The organism is Streptomyces sp. NPDC002809, assembly GCF_040295435.1.
Taxonomy (GTDB): Bacteria; Actinomycetota; Actinomycetes; order Streptomycetales; family Streptomycetaceae; genus Streptomyces.
This window is the reverse complement of sequence record NZ_JBEOVJ010000052.1, coordinates 35,638-57,291: the sequence shown is the minus strand read 5'-3', so window position 1 is coordinate 57,291 and position 21,654 is coordinate 35,638. Positions and strand designations below refer to the sequence as shown.

The 21,654-nt window shown below is 68.4% G+C and carries 13 protein-coding genes and 2 pseudogenes; 6 read left to right on the top strand and 9 right to left on the bottom strand.

Going from position 1 to position 21,654, the window contains the following annotated elements; translation table 11 throughout:
- Positions 1-990: 990 nt before the first annotated feature.
- Positions 991-2,661, top strand: coding sequence for an RNA ligase family protein (locus tag ABT025_RS26480; RefSeq protein WP_350999342.1), 1,671 nt, complete (start codon positions 991-993; stop codon positions 2,659-2,661).
- Positions 2,661-4,826, top strand: coding sequence for a poly(A) polymerase (locus ABT025_RS26475; RefSeq protein ID WP_350999338.1), 2,166 nt, complete (start codon positions 2,661-2,663; stop codon positions 4,824-4,826). The genes ABT025_RS26480 and ABT025_RS26475 overlap by 1 nt, the downstream gene beginning before the upstream one ends.
- Before the next feature lie 4 nt (positions 4,827-4,830).
- Here the strand turns inward: ABT025_RS26475 and ABT025_RS26470 are convergent, their stop codons facing one another.
- Complete coding sequence (locus ABT025_RS26470) at positions 4,831-5,004, bottom strand: DUF397 domain-containing protein (protein WP_350999335.1); 174 nt, start codon at positions 5,002-5,004, stop codon at positions 4,831-4,833.
- Between the two features lie 14 nt (positions 5,005-5,018).
- On the opposite strand from ABT025_RS26470, the pseudogene ABT025_RS26465 reads away from it, so the two are divergent.
- The 3 genes and pseudogenes from ABT025_RS26465 to ABT025_RS26455 form a co-directional block, all read left to right on the top strand.
- Positions 5,019-5,123: pseudogene (locus ABT025_RS26465) on the top strand (ATP-binding protein); the annotation flags it as partial.
- Between the two features lie 298 nt (positions 5,124-5,421).
- Positions 5,422-6,420 (top strand): helix-turn-helix domain-containing protein, encoded by a 999-nt coding sequence (locus tag ABT025_RS26460; RefSeq protein WP_350999333.1) that lies wholly within the window; start codon positions 5,422-5,424, stop codon positions 6,418-6,420.
- A 32-nt stretch (positions 6,421-6,452) separates the two neighbouring features.
- Positions 6,453-7,336: pseudogene (locus tag ABT025_RS26455) on the top strand (hypothetical protein).
- Positions 7,337-7,370: 34 nt separating this feature from the next.
- On the opposite strand, the gene ABT025_RS26450 reads toward ABT025_RS26455, so the two are convergent.
- A complete protein-coding gene (locus ABT025_RS26450; protein WP_350999331.1) occupies positions 7,371-7,844 on the bottom strand; it encodes a hemerythrin domain-containing protein in 474 nt (157 codons plus the stop codon).
- A 103-nt stretch (positions 7,845-7,947) separates the two neighbouring features.
- Positions 7,948-8,085: a hypothetical protein gene (locus tag ABT025_RS26445; protein WP_350999328.1), complete on the bottom strand. Its 138-nt coding sequence runs from the start codon at positions 8,083-8,085 to the stop codon at positions 7,948-7,950.
- A 246-nt stretch (positions 8,086-8,331) separates the two neighbouring features.
- Here ABT025_RS26445 and ABT025_RS26440 point away from each other — a divergent pair, with 246 nt between their 5' ends.
- Entirely contained in the window at positions 8,332-8,802 is a 471-nt protein-coding gene (locus ABT025_RS26440) for a GNAT family N-acetyltransferase (RefSeq protein ID WP_350999325.1), read from the top strand.
- 122 nt (positions 8,803-8,924) lie between these two features.
- On the opposite strand, the gene tuf is transcribed toward ABT025_RS26440, so the two are convergent.
- The 6 genes from tuf to rpoB form a co-directional block, all read right to left on the bottom strand.
- The gene (gene tuf, locus ABT025_RS26435) at positions 8,925-10,118 is read right to left on the bottom strand and encodes an elongation factor Tu (RefSeq protein WP_350999323.1); all 1,194 of its coding nucleotides are present in this window, start codon (positions 10,116-10,118) and stop codon (positions 8,925-8,927) included.
- 159 nt (positions 10,119-10,277) lie between these two features.
- A complete protein-coding gene (gene fusA, locus ABT025_RS26430) occupies positions 10,278-12,407 on the bottom strand; it encodes an elongation factor G (RefSeq protein ID WP_350999320.1) in 2,130 nt (709 codons plus the stop codon).
- A gap of 38 nt (positions 12,408-12,445) precedes the next feature.
- On the bottom strand, positions 12,446-12,916 hold the full coding sequence (rpsG, locus tag ABT025_RS26425) for a 30S ribosomal protein S7 (RefSeq protein WP_014047773.1): 471 nt from the start codon (positions 12,914-12,916) through the stop codon (positions 12,446-12,448).
- 2 nt (positions 12,917-12,918) lie between these two features.
- Complete coding sequence (rpsL, locus tag ABT025_RS26420) at positions 12,919-13,290, bottom strand: 30S ribosomal protein S12 (protein ID WP_003948652.1); 372 nt, start codon at positions 13,288-13,290, stop codon at positions 12,919-12,921.
- Between the two features lie 435 nt (positions 13,291-13,725).
- A complete protein-coding gene (locus ABT025_RS26415) occupies positions 13,726-17,625 on the bottom strand; it encodes a DNA-directed RNA polymerase subunit beta' (protein ID WP_326738095.1) in 3,900 nt (1,299 codons plus the stop codon).
- Between the two features lie 129 nt (positions 17,626-17,754).
- A complete protein-coding gene (gene rpoB / locus ABT025_RS26410; protein WP_219567760.1) occupies positions 17,755-21,240 on the bottom strand; it encodes a DNA-directed RNA polymerase subunit beta in 3,486 nt (1,161 codons plus the stop codon).
- Positions 21,241-21,654: the final 414 nt, after the last annotated feature.

Below are 21,654 nucleotides of genomic sequence, written 5' to 3'. Positions count from 1 at the left end.
GCCCCCCCGGCGGGGGGGGGCGCCCGGCTTCCGTGCTGGCGGGGGGGGCCCCCCCCCCCCCGGGCGGCCCCCCCGGGCGCCCCCCACGGCAGCGCGGTCTCGGCAGGCAGCGGCGAGGGGAGCCCCTCGGCGGCGGCCGCCTGCTCGGCCTGATGGCCGGGGAACCGGTCCAACAGCAGTGACGGCCTCAGGACGACGACGGTGACCGCCACCACCAGCGCGAGTACGGTCACCGTGCGTACGGTGCGGAACCGGTTGTTCCGCCCGTTCATCTCCTGCCAGGCCGGGCCGGTGCGCCACCCGGGCGGCAACGACGGCTGCGGCTCCGCCGCCCGTTTCCGCCACCGTCGCCGCCGGCCGCCGCCCCTGCCCGCACGGGCCCGCGTCGCCTCGTCCTGCTCACTCGTGCGGCGAGTCACCATCCGGGCCCGCGCGGACGGTTCCTTCGGAGCACCGCCTGCACCGCCCTCCTCTAGGTCCCGCAGGAACCCGTCCCACTGCTCGTCGGGTATCGAGGACGTCCCGTCTCCGGGTCTCTCGTCAGGGGGCTCAGAAGGCGGGGCAGTGCTCACGGGCTCGCTCTCTCGGAAAGGCGGGACGGCACGGGGGCCGCGGTGGACGGGACGAAGGGACACACGAAGGCCGTGCAGGCCGGTCAGCTCGCTCGGCGGCCGTTCACCGCGTTCGACAGCTCACCGTCGTCACCGGCAGTCCGTCGCAACGTCGCGACGGTCCGGCGCAGGGCCGCACAAGATCCTTCGGTGCATTGTTCGCACCGCGCACACACGACGCACACAACCGCGTCGAAGCCGTGATCCAATCGGTGCGCGGTCGAGGCCACAGGCGGGTTCGCCCTTGGGGTCTCCGTGTGCACAGGAGGCTCGCGCCGCCGCCACGGCCCGCTCGGGTCCCGCGAAAACCGGTCGAGCGTTTCGAGTCCGGCCCCCTACAGTGACCGGCCGGGACGGCGACTCACCGGGGGCACAGAACATGCGTACGCACTATCCGCGGACCCCGCACCTGCCCTGGTCACCCGGGGCCACCTCGGACGACGTACGGATCGGCGACCTCTCCGCACTGACCGGCTCGCAGGTCGTCGTCACGGAGAAGCTGGACGGCGAGAACACCACGCTGTACGCGGACGGACTGCACGCCCGCTCCCTCGACTCGGCGCACCACCCCTCCCGTGGCTGGGTCAAGGCGCTCCAGGGCCGCGTCGGCCCCCGCATCCCGTCGGGGTGGCGGATCTGCGGCGAGAACGTGTTCGCCCGCCACTCGATCCCGTACGAGGACCTGGCGAGCCACTTCTACGGCTTCTCCGTCTGGGACGGGGAGGTCTGCCTGGGCTGGGACCGGACCGTGGACTTCCTGCGGGACCTGGGGATTCCGACGCCGGCTGTGCTGTGGCGCGGCGTGTTCGACGCCCGGGCCGAGAAGGCGCTGCGCGCGCTGAGACCGGACACGGAACGCCAGGAGGGGTACGTCGTCCGCCCCGCGGAGGGCTTTCCGGCCGCGGCGTTCGGGCGGCGGGTGGCGAAGTGGGTGCGGCCTGGCCATGTCACGACAAACACCCACTGGATGCACGCGGAGGTGGTGGAGAACCGGCTGGGCCCGGCCGCCGCGCTGTGGGCCGTGCGTTCGGGCGCCCCGGTGGACCCGGCGGCCCTGGCCGTCGCCGCGGGCACCGGCCCTGGCGACGCGGCCGCCGCTCTCGCGACGGGCGACGCCCTGGACGCCCTGGGCCGCACCGGCGACGACCGGCTGGTCGGGGTGCTCGCCGCCCTGCTGCACCGCACCCGCCGGGCCGCACTCGCACCGGCGCTCGCCGGACCGCTGGGGATGCCGCTCGCCCGGCGGACCGCGGACCTCGTCGGCCTGTACCCCGCGCTGCACCGCCCCTACCCGGACGAGGATCGCCACGGCGGCCTGGCCCGGATGTCGCTCGCCGCAGACCTGCCAGTCCTGCACGCGCTGGCCGGCGCACTGGCCGACGGGCCCGGGGCCCGCGAGCAGGTGGAGTGGTCGGCGCTGCACGCGGCGGACGTAGCAGAACCGGCCGGACTGTCCGAGGCCTTCGCCGGTCTGGAGCCGGAGGCCGCCGCCCGCTGTCTGGGACAGGCCCGCGAGGCGTACGCGCTGGGCCGCATCACCACCGCGGAGGAAGCGGCCGCCGCGACCTGGCGGTGGCGGTCCGGTGACTTCCCGCGCCTGGTCCACCTGGTCGGCCCCTCCTGCAGCGGGAAAAGCACCTTCGGCCGCGGTCTGCCGGGCATCGCCACGTACGTCTCGCTCGACGACCTGCGCGAGGCCCGCGGGTCGCGTGCCGACCAGAGCGGCAACGCGGACGTCCTGCGCGAGGGGCTGCGGCGCCTGGACGCCGCCCTCGTCCCCGGCGCCACCGTGGTCTGGGACGCCACCTCGATCGACCCGCACCGGCGCTCCCTGGTCCACGCGCTCGCCCACCGCAAGGACGCCCTGGTCACCCATGCCGTGGCGTGGATCGGCGAGGACGAGCTGACCGCGCGCAACGCCCGGCGCAGCCACCCGGTGCCCCGGGAGGTCCTGGCCTCCCAGCTGCGCCGCTTCGTGCCCCCGTATCCCGGCCGGGCCCACCGCACCTGGTACATCGGGACGAGCGGAACCGTGGAGGACCGGACCTGATGCGTACGAGCGAGGAGATCTACCACCGGGTCCGCTGGGACGCCCGGTTCGACCCGGCGCGGTTCGTCCTGGGCGTCGCCCAGCGCGGCCGGGACCCCAAGCGGGTGCCGCTGGAGCGGTTCACGCCCGGCGGTGACGTTCCCTGGCACCGGGTGCTGTTCTTCGAGGCGGACGGCGAGGTGGTGTGGGACCGGTCCACGGACACCGACCGGATCGACGCAACGGACGCGGGCCGGATCCGGACCCCACGCCGGCTGCCGTCCCCTTACTTCACGTCCCGCGCCCCGCACGCCTTCTCCCCGGCGACGGGCCGCTGGGAACCGGCTTCCCCGGGGTCATCGGGCCCGTCGGCCCCGCTGACGGTCCTCACCTGGAACACCCTCTGGGACCGGTACGACAGCGACCGCATCGACACCGCCCGGCGCCGCCCGCTGCTGCTCGACGCCCTGCGCGCGGCGGACGCGGACGTCATCGCGCTCCAGGAGGTGGAGCCTGCGCTGCTGGAGCTGCTGCTGGACTGCGACTGGGTACGGGACGGGTATGCCATCGTGATCGACCCGGCAGGCCGTGACGTGGCGGACAACGGCCTGCTGCTGCTCAGCCGGCTGCCGGTGAGTGAGGCGGGCCTGCACGCCCTCGGCCCGCACAAGGCGGTGGCCGCGGCCGTCGTGGAGACGGCCGAGGGCCCCGTCACGGTGGCCGTGACCCACCTCAGCAGCGACCACTCCCCCGAGGGCGCCACTCGTCGCGACACCGAACTGACCGACCTGGCAATGGGGTTGGCGGGAATCGAGGGCGAGCTGCTGCTCGTGGGCGACTTCAACGACGGCGGCGACCGCCCGCAGACCCGGCTGGGTATGACGGACGCCTGGACCGAGATCCACGGCCCCGCCGACCGCACCCCGACCTTCGACCCGTCCGTGAACCCCCTGGCAGCGGTCTCCTCACTGTCCGGCCGCGTCTCCCGGCTGGACAGGGTCCTGCTGCGTACGGACCGGCTGCACGCCCGGTCGGCGGCCCTGACCGGTGAGGTCCCCGGCCCGGAGGGGCTGTACGTCTCCGACCACTACGGGGTACGGGTGGAGCTGGGCCCGCCCCATGCTGCCGCTGAAGGGGTTACGGAGCGGGTCGCCGCCGCCCTTCCCGGCGCCCGGGTCCACGTCGTCGGCTCCCGGCGGATGGGCTGCGCGCTGCCCGGCTCGGACCTGGACCTGATCGCCGCACTGCCCGGCGCCCCCGATCCGGCGGAGGTGCGCTCGCGGCTGACGGCTGCCTTCCCGGAGGCCCGCGACCTTCGCGAGGTGTCCGGCGCCCGGGTTCCCGGCCTGCGCTGGCACCTCGACGGCCTCCGGGTCGACCTGGTCACCGTGGCGACCGGCACCCTCTCCCCCGCCGGGGCGGTCGCCCGCCGCACCGAACTGGGCGAGGCGGCGGCGGTCGCGCTCAGCGCGGTGAGCGACGCCGAAGCGGTGCTCGCGACGGCGGATCCGCACCGGGACGCCTTCGCCGTTCTCGCCCGGGACGTCAAGGCGTGGGCGGCGGCGAGGGGCCTCGACGCCGCGCCGTGCGGCGGACTGCCGGGCCTCGCCTGGGCCGTCCTCGCGGCCCGTACCGCACACGAGGCGGGCGACCTGCCGCCGCTCGCGCTGCTCCGGCACTTCTTCGCCACGTGGGCGGTGTGGGACTGGGACGAAGCGGTGGGCGGGACTGCGGCAACCGGTGACCCGGTCACGGTGCTGACGCCGACGGCCCCGGTGCGTTCCTGCACCGCGCAGGTGTCCGTCGCCGGCCGCGACCTCGTCGCTGCCGAGCTGTACCGCGCCTGGGAGATCGTGGAGGCCGCCGGGAGCGGGGACGACCCACGCCCCCTGCTGTGCGCACCGCCACCACTGAGCGAGCAGCACACCGCCTGGGCCCTCGCCTCCGTCCGCCCAGGCCCTGACCAGGACCGCCTGCGCGGCAGACTCCTCGCCCTGACGACCGCCCTCGCCGACGCGGGCGCCCCCGACTGCCGCGTCTGGCCGCACCCCCTCACGGTCGGCGGCCGCACGGGGTACGCGATCGGGCTCGGCGCGACGCCGCCGGGGGCGCACCGGCTGGCGGAGATCGGGGCGGAGGTGCTGCGGGGCGTCTCGGACGCGTCGTTGGCCCCGGTACGTATATAAGGAGTCAGTGCCCGGCGGCGTACGGGACGAAGCCCGCCCATGCGGTCTCACCGAAGGCGAGCTGCGGCCCTGGCAGGTTCTTAGAGTCGCGGACGTGCACCATGCCGGTGGCAGTCGCGCCCTCTACGCAATCACCTTCGTTGCCGTCGCTGCTGTAGCTGCTCTTGAACCACTCCAACCCTGAAGCGTCGCGGAAGGGGCCTGCTCATCGTCGAGGCGCTCGCCGACCGCTGGGGCGTCATCCCGGGCCCGGTCCCGCGCAAGACGGTGTGGGCGGAACTCGACCTCGTACGGTGACCGACTCCACCGGGTCGTGGGCACCCACGACCTACGCAGCCACGACCCGGTTGCCCACGACGCGGCCACCCACGACGTCCAAAGGCTTTGAAGAACCTGGGGAAACAACCCGACCGAACCCCACCCCACCCCCGTCCTGACCTGCGTCACTCGCACGGGTGACAAAGAACAACTGGGCTGGATTCGGGACGGGTTGGCTGGCATATGCTCGCCGCGACAACCCCAGAACATGAGACGGCCCCGGCCGGGACTGTAATCCCGGCCGAGGCCTGACCACGAGGAAGTAGACCCCTTCCCGATGGATACCCCGCAGGTTATCGCGCCCCCGTGCGCCCAGCCCGGCTCCCCCGGCGCTCCCGGCTCCCGGCCCGGCACCCCCGGCTCCCGGACCGACGTCACGCCGACATCCGGCGTCCTCCACGTCAACGTCCGCCACGTCTCCGGCTTCGTGGTCATCGGCAACCACCTCGCCCAGCACCACGAGCTCTCCCTCGTCGCGATCGGGCTCGCCGTCCACATCCAGTCGCTGCCCGCCGGGGCGAAAGTCGGCATCAAGGTCCTCACCGCCCGCTTCCCGGAGAGCGAGGCCCGCATCACCGCTGCCCTGCACGAACTGGAAGCGACGGGCTACCTGCACCGCAGCCGCGTACGCCTCCCCAGCGGCCGCGTCGTCACCCGCACGCTCTCGTACAACCAGCCAGGCGCCACCGCACCCCCGGTCGCCGTCGCGCCACGACGGCCGCCCCGACGGCAGGCACCCGCCGTGCCTGAGCCCGCACCCGTTCCGCCCCCTCCCCCGGTCGCGGAACACGCCGCATCCCCGCTGCCCGCACCCGTCCACGTACCGCCGGCCACCGCCCCAAGGACCCCGCCCCCGCCTCTTCCCCAACCCCACAGGCCCACCGCGGAACTGCTCCGGACCGCAGCCGCCGTGCTCGCCGACCTACGCCGCCACGCACCCCAGCTCACCCTCAAGGAAGGAGACATCCCCGACCTCATCCCCGGCGTAGCCGCCTGGCTGGAACGTGACACCCACCCCGACACCGTCCGCCACGCCCTCACCACCGGCCTCCCCCTCCCCGTCAAACACCCGGCGAAGTTCGTCCGCCACCGCATCACCACCCTCATCCCGCCCCCACTCCCCGGCGCTGCGGACCTGACACCCCCACCCGCCCGAGCCCTCGCCATCCCGCTCCAGAACTGCGACACCTGCGACCGCGCCTTCCGCGCCACCGACCCCGGCCACTGCCGCGACTGCCGAACCGACGCACACCCGGGCCCGCACACAGCCGACTGACGGCCACCCTCACCCCGAACGGACCCGCACGCGTGGTCAGCTCACCCCACGAGGCGATGCACCGCATCTTCCAGGAGTACCCGGGCCTCTTCTCCGCGTCTCCGAAGTGCTCGGCGTCGACATTCCGCCACCGACATCCGCCACCGTCCTGCCCACCGACCTCACCGAGAACAGCCCAGTCGAGCGCCGTGTCGACACCCTCCTGCGCATCGACACAGAACACGACGGCCCCTTCCTCCTCGCTGTCGAGGCCCAAGGCAAGAAGGACCCACGCAAGACCGCCAGTTGGCCCTACTACGTCAGTTACCTCCACAACCGGTACGGCGCCCTGCCGGTTCTCCTCCTGATCGTCTGCCAGGACCACGCCACCGCCCAATGGGCCGCCGCCCCCATCACCATCGGCCTCCGCCAATGGCCCACACTCACCCTCGACCCACTCGTCGCCGGACCCCACAACATGCCCGTCGTCACCAACGTCGCCGAAGCACGTAAGACCTCGCGCTCGCCACTCTCGCCGCCATCACACACGCCGACGATCCGGACGTCGGCGCCATCCTGAAAACGCTCTCCGCGGCACTGCGCGACACAAACCATCACCGACCCCATCGTCGAGCTCACCGCACAGGGCCTGGGCAACCGCCCGGCCGCACAACAACGGAGGAACCTGGTGGCAGTGGATACCTCTTTCCACACATCCTTCATGTCCGAGGAGACCCGAGACGAAGGCCGGGCCGAAGGGCAGGCAAGAGGCCAGGCAGGAAGCCTTCTGCTGATCCTCGAAGCACGCGGCATCGCCCTCTCCGACGAGTTTCGGCAGATGATCACCGCCTGCGCCGACTCCCACCTGCTGAACCAGTGGCTCCAACGCGCCGCCACGGCCTCCACCGCCGAGGAAGTCTTCGCCGACGCCCACTGATCAGCCACGTCTCGCGGGGAGCCCGGCTCCCCCGCTACCGTCCAAGGTCTCCGCGGGCCTCCGGATGGGCCGTGCGCCAAGCCGTCATCGAACGGTCCCACTCGTCCCCGGACAACGCGGTGAGCGAGGCCGGGAACAGGCCGTCCTCCTCCTTCGCGATGTGGTGGTACAGCTCGTCGACCGCCTCCCGCAACCGTGCGACGTCCTCCGTGCGGCTCAGATCCACCCGGTCGAGGAACGCGCCGAGTTCGCGGTGTTCCCGCACCAGTGCGTCGATGTATCCGGCGTACTCCGCATCGCCGCTCATCACCGCGAAGAGCCCCTGCTCCTCCCCCTGCCAATGGGCCCGCAACTCCCGCCCCATCCGGGCCACCAGTTCCGCCGCAAGGCCCCGGTCACCGGAGTCCAGGGCACGCAGGGCACCACCCGCCACGTCGGTGACGGACTCGTGCTCCGCGATGAACTCCTTGATCAGCGGGATCTCACGGCAGCCGCAGTAGTGACACATGCGCCCACTTTGCCAGAAATGCGGCTTGCGGTCGGCGTCGCGAGGAGACGTCGGCTGCGGCGCCGGCAGAGGTCGGCACCGGTGGACTCCAGGTATCGCGTCCTCATCGCGCCGCCGGATCGGCAAAGCTGACGGCAGAGGAGAAGTCCGGCAGGAAGACACAGGACGCCTTCAGCGTGGTGAGGACCCGCAGCACGTGGCACCTGGTCGTGTGCACCGACAGGCCGGTTCCGTCCGGCAAGCCGGCATCGTCGGCGGAGTAGCCCCACCCGCGGTGTCGCACCTCGGGTGGAGTAGCCCCACTCGCTGTGTCGCACATCCCGGGGAGCCCTGCCCCGGAAGGTGCGACACAGCGAGGGCCTCCCCTGCGTGCGATCAGCCGGCGCCGCGCCGGGCAAACCGGCCCCGGAGGACATCGGAGCCGTCCGCTCCCAGGTCGGCCGCGGGCCCGGCGTCCGCTCTCTGCGCACTCTGACAGACTCGCGCCATGCGTGTACGTACCACTCGGGGCTGGGCCCTGCGCCCCGCCACCCCCGGGGACCTCGAAGCCATGGTCGAGCTACGGGCCGTCGTGATGCGCCCGGATCTGGTCCGCCTCGGCCGGTTCGACGAACACCGGGTACGTCGCCGGCTGCGCGACTCCTACCTGCCCGAGCACACCTCGGTGATCACCGTCGAGGGCCGCTTCGCGGGCAGCGTCACCCTCCGGCCCCACGAGGACGGCCACTGCCTGGAGAACTTCCTCCTCGACGCAGAGTTCCAGGGACGCGGCATCGGCTCGGCCGTCCTGAGCACCCTGCTGGCCCGTGCGGATACCGAAGGGGTGCCGGTCCGCCTCGACGTGCTCCAGGGCAGCGCGGCCCGGCGGCTGTACGAGCGGCACGGGTTCGTCCTTGAGCGCGAGGACCCGGTCGACGTGTTCATGGTCCGCCTGCCGCCCGTACCACCGTCGCCGTAGGAAGAGGCCGGCCCCCTCGCCGTAAAGGAAAAGAAGAAGGGCCCCGTCCCACCGCTTGCGCGGCGGGACGGGGCCCTTCTCGGTGCTCTTGTGCGGAGCTACCAGGTCAGACGCTCAAGTAATTACTTGAGGATCTTGGTGACCTGGCCGGCGCCCACGGTCCGGCCACCCTCACGGATGGCGAACTTCAGGCCCTCTTCCATGGCGACCGGCTGGATCAGCGCGACGTTCATGAGGGTGTTGTCACCCGGCATGACCATCTCGGTGCCCTCGGGAAGGGTCACGACGCCCGTTACGTCCGTGGTACGGAAGTAGAACTGCGGGCGGTAGTTGTTGAAGAAGGGGGTGTGACGGCCACCCTCGTCCTTCGACAGGATGTAGGACTGCGCCTCGAACTCGGTGTGCGGCGTGACCGAACCCGGCTTGATGATGACCTGGCCGCGCTCGACGTCCTCGCGCTTGATGCCACGAAGAAGCAGACCGACGTTCTCACCGGCCTGGCCCTCGTCGAGCAGCTTGCGGAACATCTCGATGCCGGTAACCGTGGTGGTGGTCTTCTCGGTCTTGATACCGACGATGTCGACGGTCTCGTTGACCTTGAGGACACCACGCTCGATACGACCGGTGACGACCGTGCCACGACCGGTGATCGTGAAGACGTCCTCGATCGGCATCAGGAACGGCTTCTCGACGTCACGCTCGGGCTGCGGGATGGACTCGTCGACGGCCTTCATCAGGTCGAGAACGGTCTGGCCCCACTCGGCGTCGCCCTCAAGAGCCTTGAGCGCCGAGACCTTGACGACCGGAAGGTCGTCGCCCGGGAACTCGTACTCGGAGAGGAGCTCACGAACCTCGAGCTCGACGAGCTCCAGGATCTCCTCGTCGTCCACCATGTCGGCCTTGTTCAGGGCGACGACGATGTACGGAACGCCGACCTGGCGGGCCAGGAGCACGTGCTCCTTGGTCTGCGGCATCGGGCCGTCGGTCGCGGCGACGACGAGGATGGCGCCGTCCATCTGCGCCGCACCCGTGATCATGTTCTTGATGTAGTCGGCGTGCCCGGGGCAGTCGACGTGCGCGTAGTGACGCGACTCCGTCTGGTACTCGACGTGCGCGATCGAGATGGTGATACCGCGCTGGCGCTCCTCAGGAGCCTTGTCGATCTGGTCGAAGGCCGAGGCCTCGTTCAGGTCCGGGTACGCGTCGTGCAGCACCTTGGTAATGGCGGCCGTAAGGGTCGTCTTACCGTGGTCAATGTGACCGATGGTGCCGATGTTGACGTGCGGCTTAGTCCGCTCGAACTTTGCCTTCGCCACTGGGTCCTCCTGCGGAGTGGTTCTGTACGCCTTGCTTCATCGGCGCCAGGTGATCTTTGCTGGGATGCCGGGGCCGGGGGCATTCGACGCATTGCATACGCGCCGCGTCAAATGCCCCACCAGGCTCCGGTGATAAGCCTAAAGCGTCAACTCGGGGAGTTACTCGCCCTTGGCCTTCGCGATGATCTCCTCGGCGACGTTCCGCGGAACCTCGGCGTAGGAGTCGAACTGCATCGAGTAGCTTGCGCGACCCGAGGTCTTGCTGCGGAGGTCTCCGACATAGCCGAACATCTCCGAGAGGGGCACGAGGCCCTTCACGACGCGAGCGCCGCTGCGCTCCTCCATGGCCTGGATCTGGCCACGGCGGGAGTTGAGGTCGCCGATGACATCGCCCATGTAGTCCTCGGGCGTGGTGACCTCGACGGCCATCATCGGCTCAAGGAGCACGGGGGACGCCTTGCGGGCACCCTCCTTGAACGCCTGCGAACCGGCGATCTTGAAGGCGAGCTCCGAGGAGTCGACCTCGTGGTAACCACCGTCGAGAAGGGTGACGCGGACGCCGACCATCTCGTAGCCGGCCAGGATGCCGAACTGCATGGCTTCCTGGGCACCCGCGTCCACCGAGGGAATGTACTCACGGGGGATGCGGCCACCGGTGACCTTGTTGACGAACTCGTAGGACGCGTCGCCACCCTCGATGGGCTCGATGGCGATCTGCACCTTCGCGAACTGGCCGGTACCACCAGTCTGCTTCTTGTGCGTGTAGTCGATGCGCTCGACGGTCTTGCGGATCGTCTCGCGGTACGCGACCTGCGGCTTGCCGACGTTCGCCTCGACGCGGAACTCGCGCTTCATGCGGTCGACGAGCACCTCGAGGTGAAGCTCGCCCATACCACCGATGATGGTCTGGCCGGTCTCCTCGTCGGAGTGCACCTGGAAGGACGGGTCCTCCTCGGAGAGGCGCTGGATGGCAACACCCAGCTTCTCCTGGTCACCCTTGGACTTGGGCTCGATGGCGACCTGGATGACCGGTGCCGGGAAGTCCATGGACTCCAGGATCACCGGCTGCTTGTCGTCACACAGCGTCTCACCGGTGGTGGTCTGCTTCAGGCCCATGACGGCGACGATGTCACCGGCGCCCACCGAGGGGATCTCCTCACGCTTGTTCGCGTGCATACGGTAGATCTTCCCGATGCGCTCCTTCTTGCCCTTGACCGAGTTCAGCACCGCGGTGCCGGCCTCGAGGCGACCGGAGTAGATCCGGACGAAGGTGAGCTTGCCGAGGTGCGGGTCGCTCGCGATCTTGAACGCCAGGCCGGAGAACGGCTCGTCGTCCGAAGGCTTGCGCGAGATGACCTTCTCCGGGTCCTTGACGTCGTGGCCCTCAATGGCCTCGACGTCCAGGGGCGAAGGCAGGTAGCGCACGACCGCGTCGAGCAGGGGCTGGACGCCCTTGTTCTTGAACGCGGTGCCACAGAACACCGGGGTGACCGTGACGGAGTCGGCGGTGCCCTTCGACGCGAGGGTGATCCGGCGGATCGCCTCGTGCAGCTGCTCCTGGGTGGGCTCCTCGCCCTCCAGGTACAGCTCCATCATGGCGTCGTCGTTCTCCGAGACGGCCTCAAGGAGCTTGCCGCGCCATTCCTCGGCGGCCTCCTTCAGGTTGTCCGGGATCTCGATGACGTTGTACATCTCGCCCTTGGCGGCCTCTTCGGGGTACACGAAGGCCTTCATCGACACGAGGTCGACGACACCCGTGAAGTCGGCCTCGGCGCCGATGGGGAGCTGCATGACGATCGGGACGGCCCCGAGGCGCTCGACGATCATGTCGACGCAACGGAAGAAGTCGGCACCGGTGCGGTCGAGCTTGTTGACGAAGCAGATACGCGGCACGCCGTAGCGGTCCGCCTGACGCCACACGGTCTCGGACTGCGGCTCGACGCCGGCCACACCGTCGAACACGGTGACGGCACCGTCGAGGACGCGGAGCGAACGCTCCACCTCGACGGTGAAGTCGACGTGACCCGGGGTGTCGATGATGTTGATGGTGTGGTCAACATCATTGAGCGGCCAGTGACAGGTCGTCGCGGCGGACGTGATCGTGATGCCGCGCTCCTGCTCCTGCTCCATCCAGTCCATCGTGGCAGCGCCGTCGTGGACTTCACCGATCTTGTACGAGACGCCGGTGTAGAACAGGATCCGCTCTGTGGTGGTCGTCTTGCCCGCGTCGATGTGGGCCATGATCCCAATGTTGCGGACCTTGGCCAGGTCAAGCGAAGTGGTGGCCATAAGGCTCAATCTTCTCTCGGTCTCGATGGGGTAAGCGACTACCAGCGGTAGTGCGCGAAGGCCTTGTTGGACTCGGCCATCTTGTGGGTGTCCTCGCGCTTCTTGACGGCAGCGCCAAGACCGTTGGAGGCGTCGAGCAGCTCGTTCATGAGCCGCTCGGTCATCGTCTTCTCGCGACGGGCGCGGGAGTAACCGACGACCCAGCGCAGCGCGAGGGTGGCGGCGCGACCGGGCTTGACCTCGATCGGCACCTGGTAGGTGGCGCCACCGACACGGCGGGACTTGACCTCGAGCGAGGGCTTGACGTTCTCAAGCGCGCGCTTCAGCGTGATGACCGGGTCAGCGCCGGTCTTCTCGCGGAGGCCTTCCATGGCGCCGTACACGATCCGCTCGGCGGTGGAACGCTTGCCGTTGAGCAGGATCTTGTTGATCAGCGAGGTGACAAGAGGAGAACCATAGACCGGGTCAATGATGACCGGGCGCTTCGGGGCGGGGCCCTTACGAGGCATTCTTACTTCTCCTTCTTGGCGCCGTAGCGGCTGCGGGCCTGCTTGCGGTTCTTGACACCCTGGGTGTCAAGGGAGCCGCGGATGATCTTGTAACGAACACCCGGCAGGTCCTTCACACGGCCACCACGCACGAGCACGATGGAGTGCTCCTGCAGGTTGTGTCCCTCACCCGGGATGTAGGCCGTGACCTCGATGCCGGAGGTCAGACGCACACGTGCGACCTTCCGGAGCGCGGAGTTCGGCTTCTTCGGGGTGGTCGTGAACACACGCGTGCAGACGCCACGGCGCTGGGGCGAACCCTCGAGCGCGGGCGTCTTGTTCTTCTCGACCTTGTCCTGCCGGCCCTTCCGGACCAGCTGCTGAATCGTAGGCACTACTTCTCCGGTTTCTGTGTGCCGTCGGTGAAACTAACCTGGAACATCCCCGACCCACGCGGTCGGGTGTGTCGAATGCTGCGGGCCACTCCCCTGGAGCAGTGGAAGCACAGATCGCGGTGGCCAAAAACAGGCTCGCCGTGCGGTTGAGGACACGCACACGAGCCCAGGCACACCCCAGGCACAAGGTCTGAGCGTACCTACCTCATGGACTCCGGTCAAAACAAATGCTGTCCGCCAGGACACGCCGGGACGGATGCCCGGCTTGTCCTGACCCATGCGGGATGCCGCAGGGCCCCTCACGGGCCTCTCAGCGCCCTTCAGGGGCCGCGACCACCGTACGCCCCACTCCGACGGAGTGACGCATCGCACGCCGGAGGGCGGCCACCCCGTGCACACGGGATGACCGCCCTCCGGTCGAATCAAGCGACTCGCTTACTGGTTGTACGGACCGTAGTCGTAGTCCTCCAGCGGAACGGCCTGGCCGGAGCCCGTACCGAACGGCGAGTAGTCGATGTCGTCGTAGCCGACGGCCGAGTACATCGCGGCCTTGGCCTCTTCGGTCGGCTCGACCCGGATGTTGCGGTAGCGGGACAGACCCGTACCGGCCGGGATGAGCTTACCGATGATGACGTTCTCCTTGAGGCCGATCAGGGAGTCGGACTTGGCGTTGATCGCCGCGTCCGTCAGAACCCTGGTCGTCTCCTGGAAGGAAGCCGCGGACAGCCACGACTCCGTCGCCAGCGAGGCCTTGGTGATACCCATCAGCTGCGGACGACCGGAGGCGGGGTGACCGCTCTCCTGGACCACACGACGGTTCTCGGTCTCGAACTTCGAACGCTCGACGAGCTCGCCCGGCAGCAGTTCCGCGTCGCCGGACTCGATGATCGTCACGCGGCGGAGCATCTGCCGGATGATGATCTCGATGTGCTTGTCGTGGATCGACACGCCCTGCGAGTTGTAGACCTTCTGGACTTCGCCGACCAGGTGGACCTGGACCGCGCGCTGACCGAGGATCCGCAGCACGTCGTGCGGGTTGGTGGCACCCACGGTGAGCTTCTGGCCCACCTCGACGTGGTCGCCCTCGCCCACCAGCAGACGGGCGCGCTTGGAGATCGGGAAGGGGATCTCCTCGCTGCCGTCGTCCGGCGTGACCACGAGCTTCTTGGTCTTCTCGGTCTCCTCGATCCGGACCCGGCCTGCGGACTCCGAGATCGGGGCGACACCCTTCGGCGTACGGGCTTCGAAGAGCTCGACGACTCGGGGCAGACCCTGGGTGATGTCGTCACCGGCCACACCACCGGTGTGGAAGGTACGCATCGTCAGCTGGGTACCGGGCTCACCGATGGACTGGGCGGCGATGATGCCGACCGCCTCACCGATGTCGACCAGCTTGCCGGTGGCGAGCGAGCGTCCGTAGCAGAAGGCACAGGTGCCGACCGCGGACTCACAGGTCAGGACCGAGCGGGTCTTGACCTCCTCGACGCCGGCGCCCACCAGGGCGTCGATCAGGACGTCACCGAGGTCGACGTTGGCAGGCGCGATGACCTTGCCGTCGACGACGACGTCCTCGGCGAGCATGCGGGCGTACACCGAGGTCTCGACGTCGTCCGTCTTGCGGAGCACGCCGTCGGCACCCTTGACCGCGATCTTCAGCTTGAGGCCGCGGTCGGTGCCGCAGTCCTCCTCGCGAATGATCACGTCCTGCGAGACGTCCACCAGACGACGGGTCAGGTAACCCGAGTCGGCGGTACGCAGGGCGGTGTCCGCCAGCCCCTTACGGGCACCGTGCGTGGAGATGAAGTACTCCAGAACGGTGAGGCCCTCACGGAAGGACGCCTTGATGGGACGGGGAATCGTCTCGTTCTTGGCGTTGGACACCAGACCACGCATACCGGCGATCTGACGCATCTGCATCATGTTTCCTCGGGCACCCGAGTCAACCATCATGAAGATGGGGTTCGTCTTGGGGAAGTTCGCGTTCATCGCCTCGGCAACCTCGTTGGTCGCCTTGGTCCAGATCGCGATGAGCTCCTGCGTGCGCTCGTCCTTGGTGATCAGACCGCGCTCGTACTGCTTCTGGACCTTCTCGTCCTGGTCCTCGTAGCCCTTGACGATGGCCTTCTTGGCCTCGGGCACGACGATGTCGGAGACGGCCACGGTGACGCCGGAACGGGTCGCCCAGTGGAAGCCCGCCGCCTTCAGGTTGTCGAGCGTCGCCGCCACGATGACCTTCGGGTAGCGCTCGGCGAGGTCGTTGACGATCTCGGAGAGCTGCTTCTTGCCGACCGAGTAGTCGACGAACGGGTAGTCCTCGGGCAGCAGCTCGTTGAAGAGCGCGCGGCCCAGGCTCGTCCGCAGCCGGAAGGTGTCACCCGGCTGGTACTCGGGCTCGCCCTCCTCGGCGACCGGCGGCACCCAGCCACGCGGCGGGATGGTGCCCACCGGGAAGCGGATGTCGACGGACGACTGGAGCGCCAGCTCGCCGGCGTCGAACGCCATGATCGCCTCGGCCGTGGAGCCGAACGCGCGGCCCTCGCCCTTGGTGTCACGGAGCTCGCCGTCGGTGGTCAGGAAGAACAGACCCAGCACCATGTCCTGCGTAGGCATGGTGACGGGACGACCGTCGGCCGGCTTCAGGATGTTGTTCGAGGACAGCATCAGGATGCGGGCCTCGGCCTGCGCCTCCGCGGAGAGCGGCAGGTGCACGGCCATCTGGTCACCGTCGAAGTCCGCGTTGAACGCGGTGCAGACGAGCGGGTGGATCTGGATGGCCTTGCCCTCGACCAGCTGGGGCTCGAAGGCCTGGATGCCGAGGCGGTGCAGGGTCGGTGCACGGTTCAGCAGCACCGGGTGCTCGGCGATGACCTCTTCGAGGACGTCGTACACCACGGTGCGGCCGCGCTCGACCATGCGCTTGGCCGACTTGATGTTCTGCGCGTGGTTCAGGTCCACCAGGCGCTTCATCACGAACGGCTTGAAGAGCTCCAGCGCCATGGCCTTCGGCAGACCGCACTGGTGCAGCTTGAGCTGCGGGCCGACGACGATCACGGAACGCGCGGAGTAGTCCACACGCTTACCGAGAAGGTTCTGACGGAATCGACCCTGCTTGCCCTTCAGCATGTCGCTGAGGGACTTGAGCGGGCGGTTACCGGGACCGGTGACCGGGCGACCGCGGCGGCCGTTGTCGAACAGCGCGTCGACGGCCTCCTGCAGCATCCGCTTCTCGTTGTTCACGATGATCTCGGGGGCACCGAGGTCAAGGAGACGCTTGAGGCGGTTGTTGCGGTTGATCACACGGCGGTACAGGTCGTTCAGGTCGGAGGTCGCGAAGCGGCCACCGTCCAGCTGCACCATCGGACGCAGGTCCGGCGGGATGACCGGCACGCAGTCGAGCACCATGCCCTTGGGCTTGTTGCTGGTCTGCAGGAACGCGGAGACGACCTTGAGGCGCTTGAGCGCACGGGTCTTCTTCTGGCCCTTGCCGGTACGGATGATCTCGCGGAGGCGCTCGGCCTCCTCGTCGAGGTCGAACGACTCCAGGCGCTTCTGCAGGGCGGCAGCGCCCATGCAGCCGTCGAAGTACGTGCCGAAGCGGTCACGCAGCTCGCGGTAGAGCAGCTCGTCGCCCTCGAGGTCCTGGACCTTGAGGTTCTTGAAGCGGCTCCACACCTCGTCGAGGCGGTCGATCTCGCGCTGCGCACGGTCGCGCAGCTGCTTCATCTCACGCTCGGCACCTTCGCGCACCTTGCGGCGCACGTCGGCCTTGGCGCCCTCGGCCTCCAGCTCGCCGAGGTCGGTCTCGAGCTTCTTGGCACGGTTCTCGAGGTCCGAGTCGCGACGGTTCTCGACCTGCTGACGCTCGACGGAGACGTGAGCCTCCAGCGACGGGAGGTCGCGGGTGCGGCGCTCCTCGTCGACGAACGTGATCATGTACGCGGCGAAGTAGATGACCTTCTCGAGGTCCTTCGGCGCGAGGTCCAGCAGGTAGCCCAGGCGCGACGGGACGCCCTTGAAGTACCAGATGTGGGTGACGGGAGCGGCAAGCTCGATGTGGCCCATGCGCTCACGGCGCACCTTGGCGCGAGTGACCTCGACGCCACAGCGCTCACAGATGATGCCCTTGAAGCGGACACGCTTGTACTTGCCGCAGTAGCACTCCCAGTCCCGGGTCGGACCGAAGATCTTCTCGCAGAAGAGTCCGTCCTTTTCGGGCTTGAGCGTGCGGTAGTTGATGGTCTCCGGCTTCTTCACTTCGCCGTGGGACCAGGTCCGGATGTCGTCCGCGGTGGCAAGGCCGATCCGCAGCTCGTCGAAGAAGTTGACGTCGAGCACTTGTCGTCAATCCCTCTTTCGGGGGTTCGAGCCCCCTCGCTTCACGCGAGAAATCGGGGCACTTCAGCAATGGTCTGAACGGGTCCGGGGAGAGCCGGCCGGATCACTGGGATCCGGCCGGCCAACCCGTCAGACCTCTTCGACGCTGCTCGGCTCGCGCCGGGACAGGTCGATTCCGAGCTCCTCCGCCGCGCGGAAGACGTCCTCGTCCGTGTCGCGCATCTCGATGGACATGCCGTCCGAGGACAGCACCTCCACGTTGAGGCAGAGCGACTGCATTTCCTTGATGAGCACCTTGAAGGACTCGGGAATGCCGGGCTCGGGGATGTTCTCGCCCTTGACGATGGCCTCGTAGACCTTCACGCGGCCGGTCACGTCGTCGGACTTGATCGTCAGCAGCTCCTGGAGGGCGTAAGCGGCACCATAAGCTTCAAGGGCCCACACCTCCATTTCACCGAAGCGCTGTCCACCGAACTGAGCCTTACCACCCAGCGGCTGCTGGGTGATCATGGAGTACGGACCCGTCGAACGAGCGTGCAGCTTGTCGTCGACGAGGTGGTGGAGCTTGAGGATGTACATGTAGCCGACCGAGACCGGCTCCGGGAACGGCTCGCCGGAGCGGCCGTCGAACAGGTTGGCCTTGCCCGAGGGCTGGACCAGCCGGTCGCCGTCGCGGTTCGGGATCGTGGCCTGGAAGAGGCCGGTGATCTCGTCCTCGCGCGCACCGTCGAAGACGGGCGTGGCGACGTTGGTGCCGGGGGCGACCTGGTCGGCGCCGATGAGCTGCAGGCGCTTGGCCCACTCGTCACCGAGGCCGGAGACGTCCCAGCCGCGGCTGGCGAGCCAGCCGAGGTGGATCTCCAGGACCTGTCCCGGGTTCATTCGGGACGGGACACCCAGCGGGTTGAGGATGATGTCGACCGGGGTGCCGTCCTCCAGGAACGGCATGTCCTCGATCGGGAGGATCTTCGAGATGACGCCCTTGTTGCCGTGACGGCCGGCGAGCTTGTCACCATCGGTGATCTTGCGCTTCTGCGCGACGTAGACGCGGACCAGCTGGTTCACGCCCGGCGGCAGCTCGTCGCCCTCTTCGCGGTCGAAGACGCGGACGCCGATGATCTTGCCGATCTCGCCGTGCGGCACCTTCAGCGAGGTGTCGCGCACCTCGCGCGCCTTCTCACCGAAGATCGCGCGGAGCAGGCGCTCCTCGGGGGTCAGCTCGGTCTCGCCCTTGGGCGTGACCTTGCCGACGAGGATGTCACCGGCCGTGACCTCGGCACCGATCCGGATGATGCCGCGCTCGTCGAGGTCCGCGAGGACCTCTTCGGAGACGTTCGGGATGTCCCGGGTGATCTCCTCCGGACCGAGCTTGGTGTCACGGGCGTCGACCTCGTGCTCCTCGATGTGAATCGAGGAGAGGACGTCGTCCTGTACGAGGCGCTGCGACAGGATGATCGCGTCCTCGTAGTTGTGGCCTTCCCACGGCATGAACGCCACGAGCAGGTTCTTACCGAGGGCCATCTCACCGTTCTCGGTGGCCGGACCGTCGGCGAGTACCTGCTCGGCGACAACCCGGTCGCCTTCGGAGACGACGACCTTCTGGTTGACCGAGGTGCCCTGGTTGGAGCGCATGAACTTCGCGATGCGGTACGTGGTGTACGTGCCGTCATCGTTCGTCACGGTGATGTAGTCCGCGGAGACCTCCTGGACCACACCGTCCTTCTCGGCCTTCAGTACGTCACCGGCGTCGGTGGCGCAGCGGTACTCCATGCCGGTGCCGACGAGCGGCGCCTCCGACTTGATGAGCGGCACCGCCTGACGCATCATGTTCGCGCCCATGAGGGCACGGTTGGCGTCGTCGTGCTCCAGGAACGGGATCATCGCGGTGGCGACGGACACCATCTGGCGCGGCGAGACGTCCATGTAGTCGACTTCGGTGCCGGGCACGTAGTCGACCTCTCCGCCACGACGGCGGACCAGGACGCGGGGCTCGGTGAAGCGCAGCTCGTCGGAGAGCGTCGCGTTCGCCTGGGCGATGACGTAACGGTCTTCCTCGTCGGCCGTGACGTAGTCGACCTCGTCGGTGACCTGGCCGTCGACGACCTTGCGGTACGGCGTCTCGATGAAGCCGAACGCGTTGACGCGGCCGTACGAGGCGAGCGAACCGATCAGACCGATGTTCGGGCCTTCAGGGGTCTCGATCGGGCACATGCGTCCGTAGTGGGACGGGTGCACGTCACGGACCTCGAAGCCGGCCCGCTCACGGGACAGACCACCCGGGCCAAGAGCCGACAGGCGGCGCTTGTGGGTGAGACCCGACAGCGGGTTGTTCTGGTCCATGAACTGCGACAGCTGGCTGGTGCCGAAGAACTCCTTGATGGAGGCGACGACCGGCCGGATGTTGATCAGGGTCTGCGGCGTGATCGCCTCGACGTCCTGAGTCGTCATGCGCTCACGCACGACGCGCTCCATACGAGCCAGACCCGTGCGGACCTGGTTCTGGATGAGCTCGCCGACGTTACGCAGACGACGGTTGCCGAAGTGGTCGATGTCGTCGGTCTCGACGACGATCTCCCGGCCGGACTCGCCGGTCGTCTCGGTCTCACCGGCGTGCAGCTTCACCAGGTACTTGATGGTGGCGATGATGTCGTCGCTGGTGAGGACACCGGCGTCGAGCGGCTCATCCGCACCGAGCTTCTTGTTCACCTTGTAGCGGCCGACCTTCGCGAGGTCGTAGCGCTTCGGGTTGAAGTAGAGGTTCTCGAGCAGCGTCTGAGCGGCCTCGCGCGTCGGCGGCTCGCCCGGACGCAGCTTGCGGTAGATGTCGAGCAGCGCGTCGTCCTGGCCCTGGGTGTGGTCCTTCTCCAGGGTGGCGCGCATGGACTCGTACTCGCCGAACTCCTCGAGGATCTGCTCGGTGGTCCAACCGAGAGCCTTGAGGAGAACGGTCACGGACTGCTTGCGCTTGCGGTCGATGCGGACACCGACCATGTCGCGCTTGTCGATCTCCATCTCCAGCCAGGCACCCCGGGACGGGATGATCTTGGCGGAGAAGATGTCCTTGTCGGACGTCTTGTCGATCGACGAGTCGAAGTAGACACCCGGCGAGCGGACCAGCTGCGACACAACGACACGCTCGGTGCCGTTGATGACGAAGGTGCCCTTGTTGGTCATGAGCGGGAAATCGCCCATGAAGACCGTCTGGGACTTGATCTCGCCGGTCTCGTTGTTGGTGAACTCGGCCGTGACGAAGAGCGGGGCGGCGAACGTGAAGTCGCGCTCCTTGCACTCGTCGATCGAGTTCTTGGGGGGCTCGAAGCGGTGGTCGCGGAACGTAAGCGACATCGACCCGGAGAAGTCCTCGATCGGTGAGATCTCCTCGAAGATCTCCTCCAGGCCGGACTTGGTGGGGACGTCTTGTCCACTGTCCAGAGCAGCCTCGACGCGAGCCTTCCAGGCGGCATTACCGAGGAGCCAGTCAAAGCTCTCGGTCTGCAGCGCGAGGAGGTTCGGAACCTCGAGGGGCTCCTTGATCTTTGCAAAAGAGATGCGCAGCGGGGCGGTGCTGGCACCGTTGTTCGTATTCGCGGTCGAGGCGTTGCGCGAGGCGGCCAAGAGGGGGTCCTTCCGAGGGCTCGGACTCACTACGCGCGTACCGGTCCCAAACTGGACAGGTGGACAGATATCCCAGGTGAGGGAGGTTCGGTCCACGGTGCACAAGATGGGTATGCCCCTGGTGACGGGCAGGAGGCAGCTAACAGGCAGCGCAAAGGGTCAGTGTAGCCAAGCGGCACACTGATGTCCAGTCGGGGTTCTCAGAGACCCACGTTGCTCTCAACTGCTGTTCTCAACACCTATGTCTAGCCCTGCGCGGGGTGCGCTCTTCTTTACTGCCCTCTTCGCCATCGATCCATGCCTCGGATTCGGATCGATGTGACGACGCGCCTTGAGAATTGCGCGCCTCGTGCGGTTCGTCAAGGCCTCCCAGCCGGGACGGGGTCCGAGACCCGCGTCCGCCGTACCTTCGCG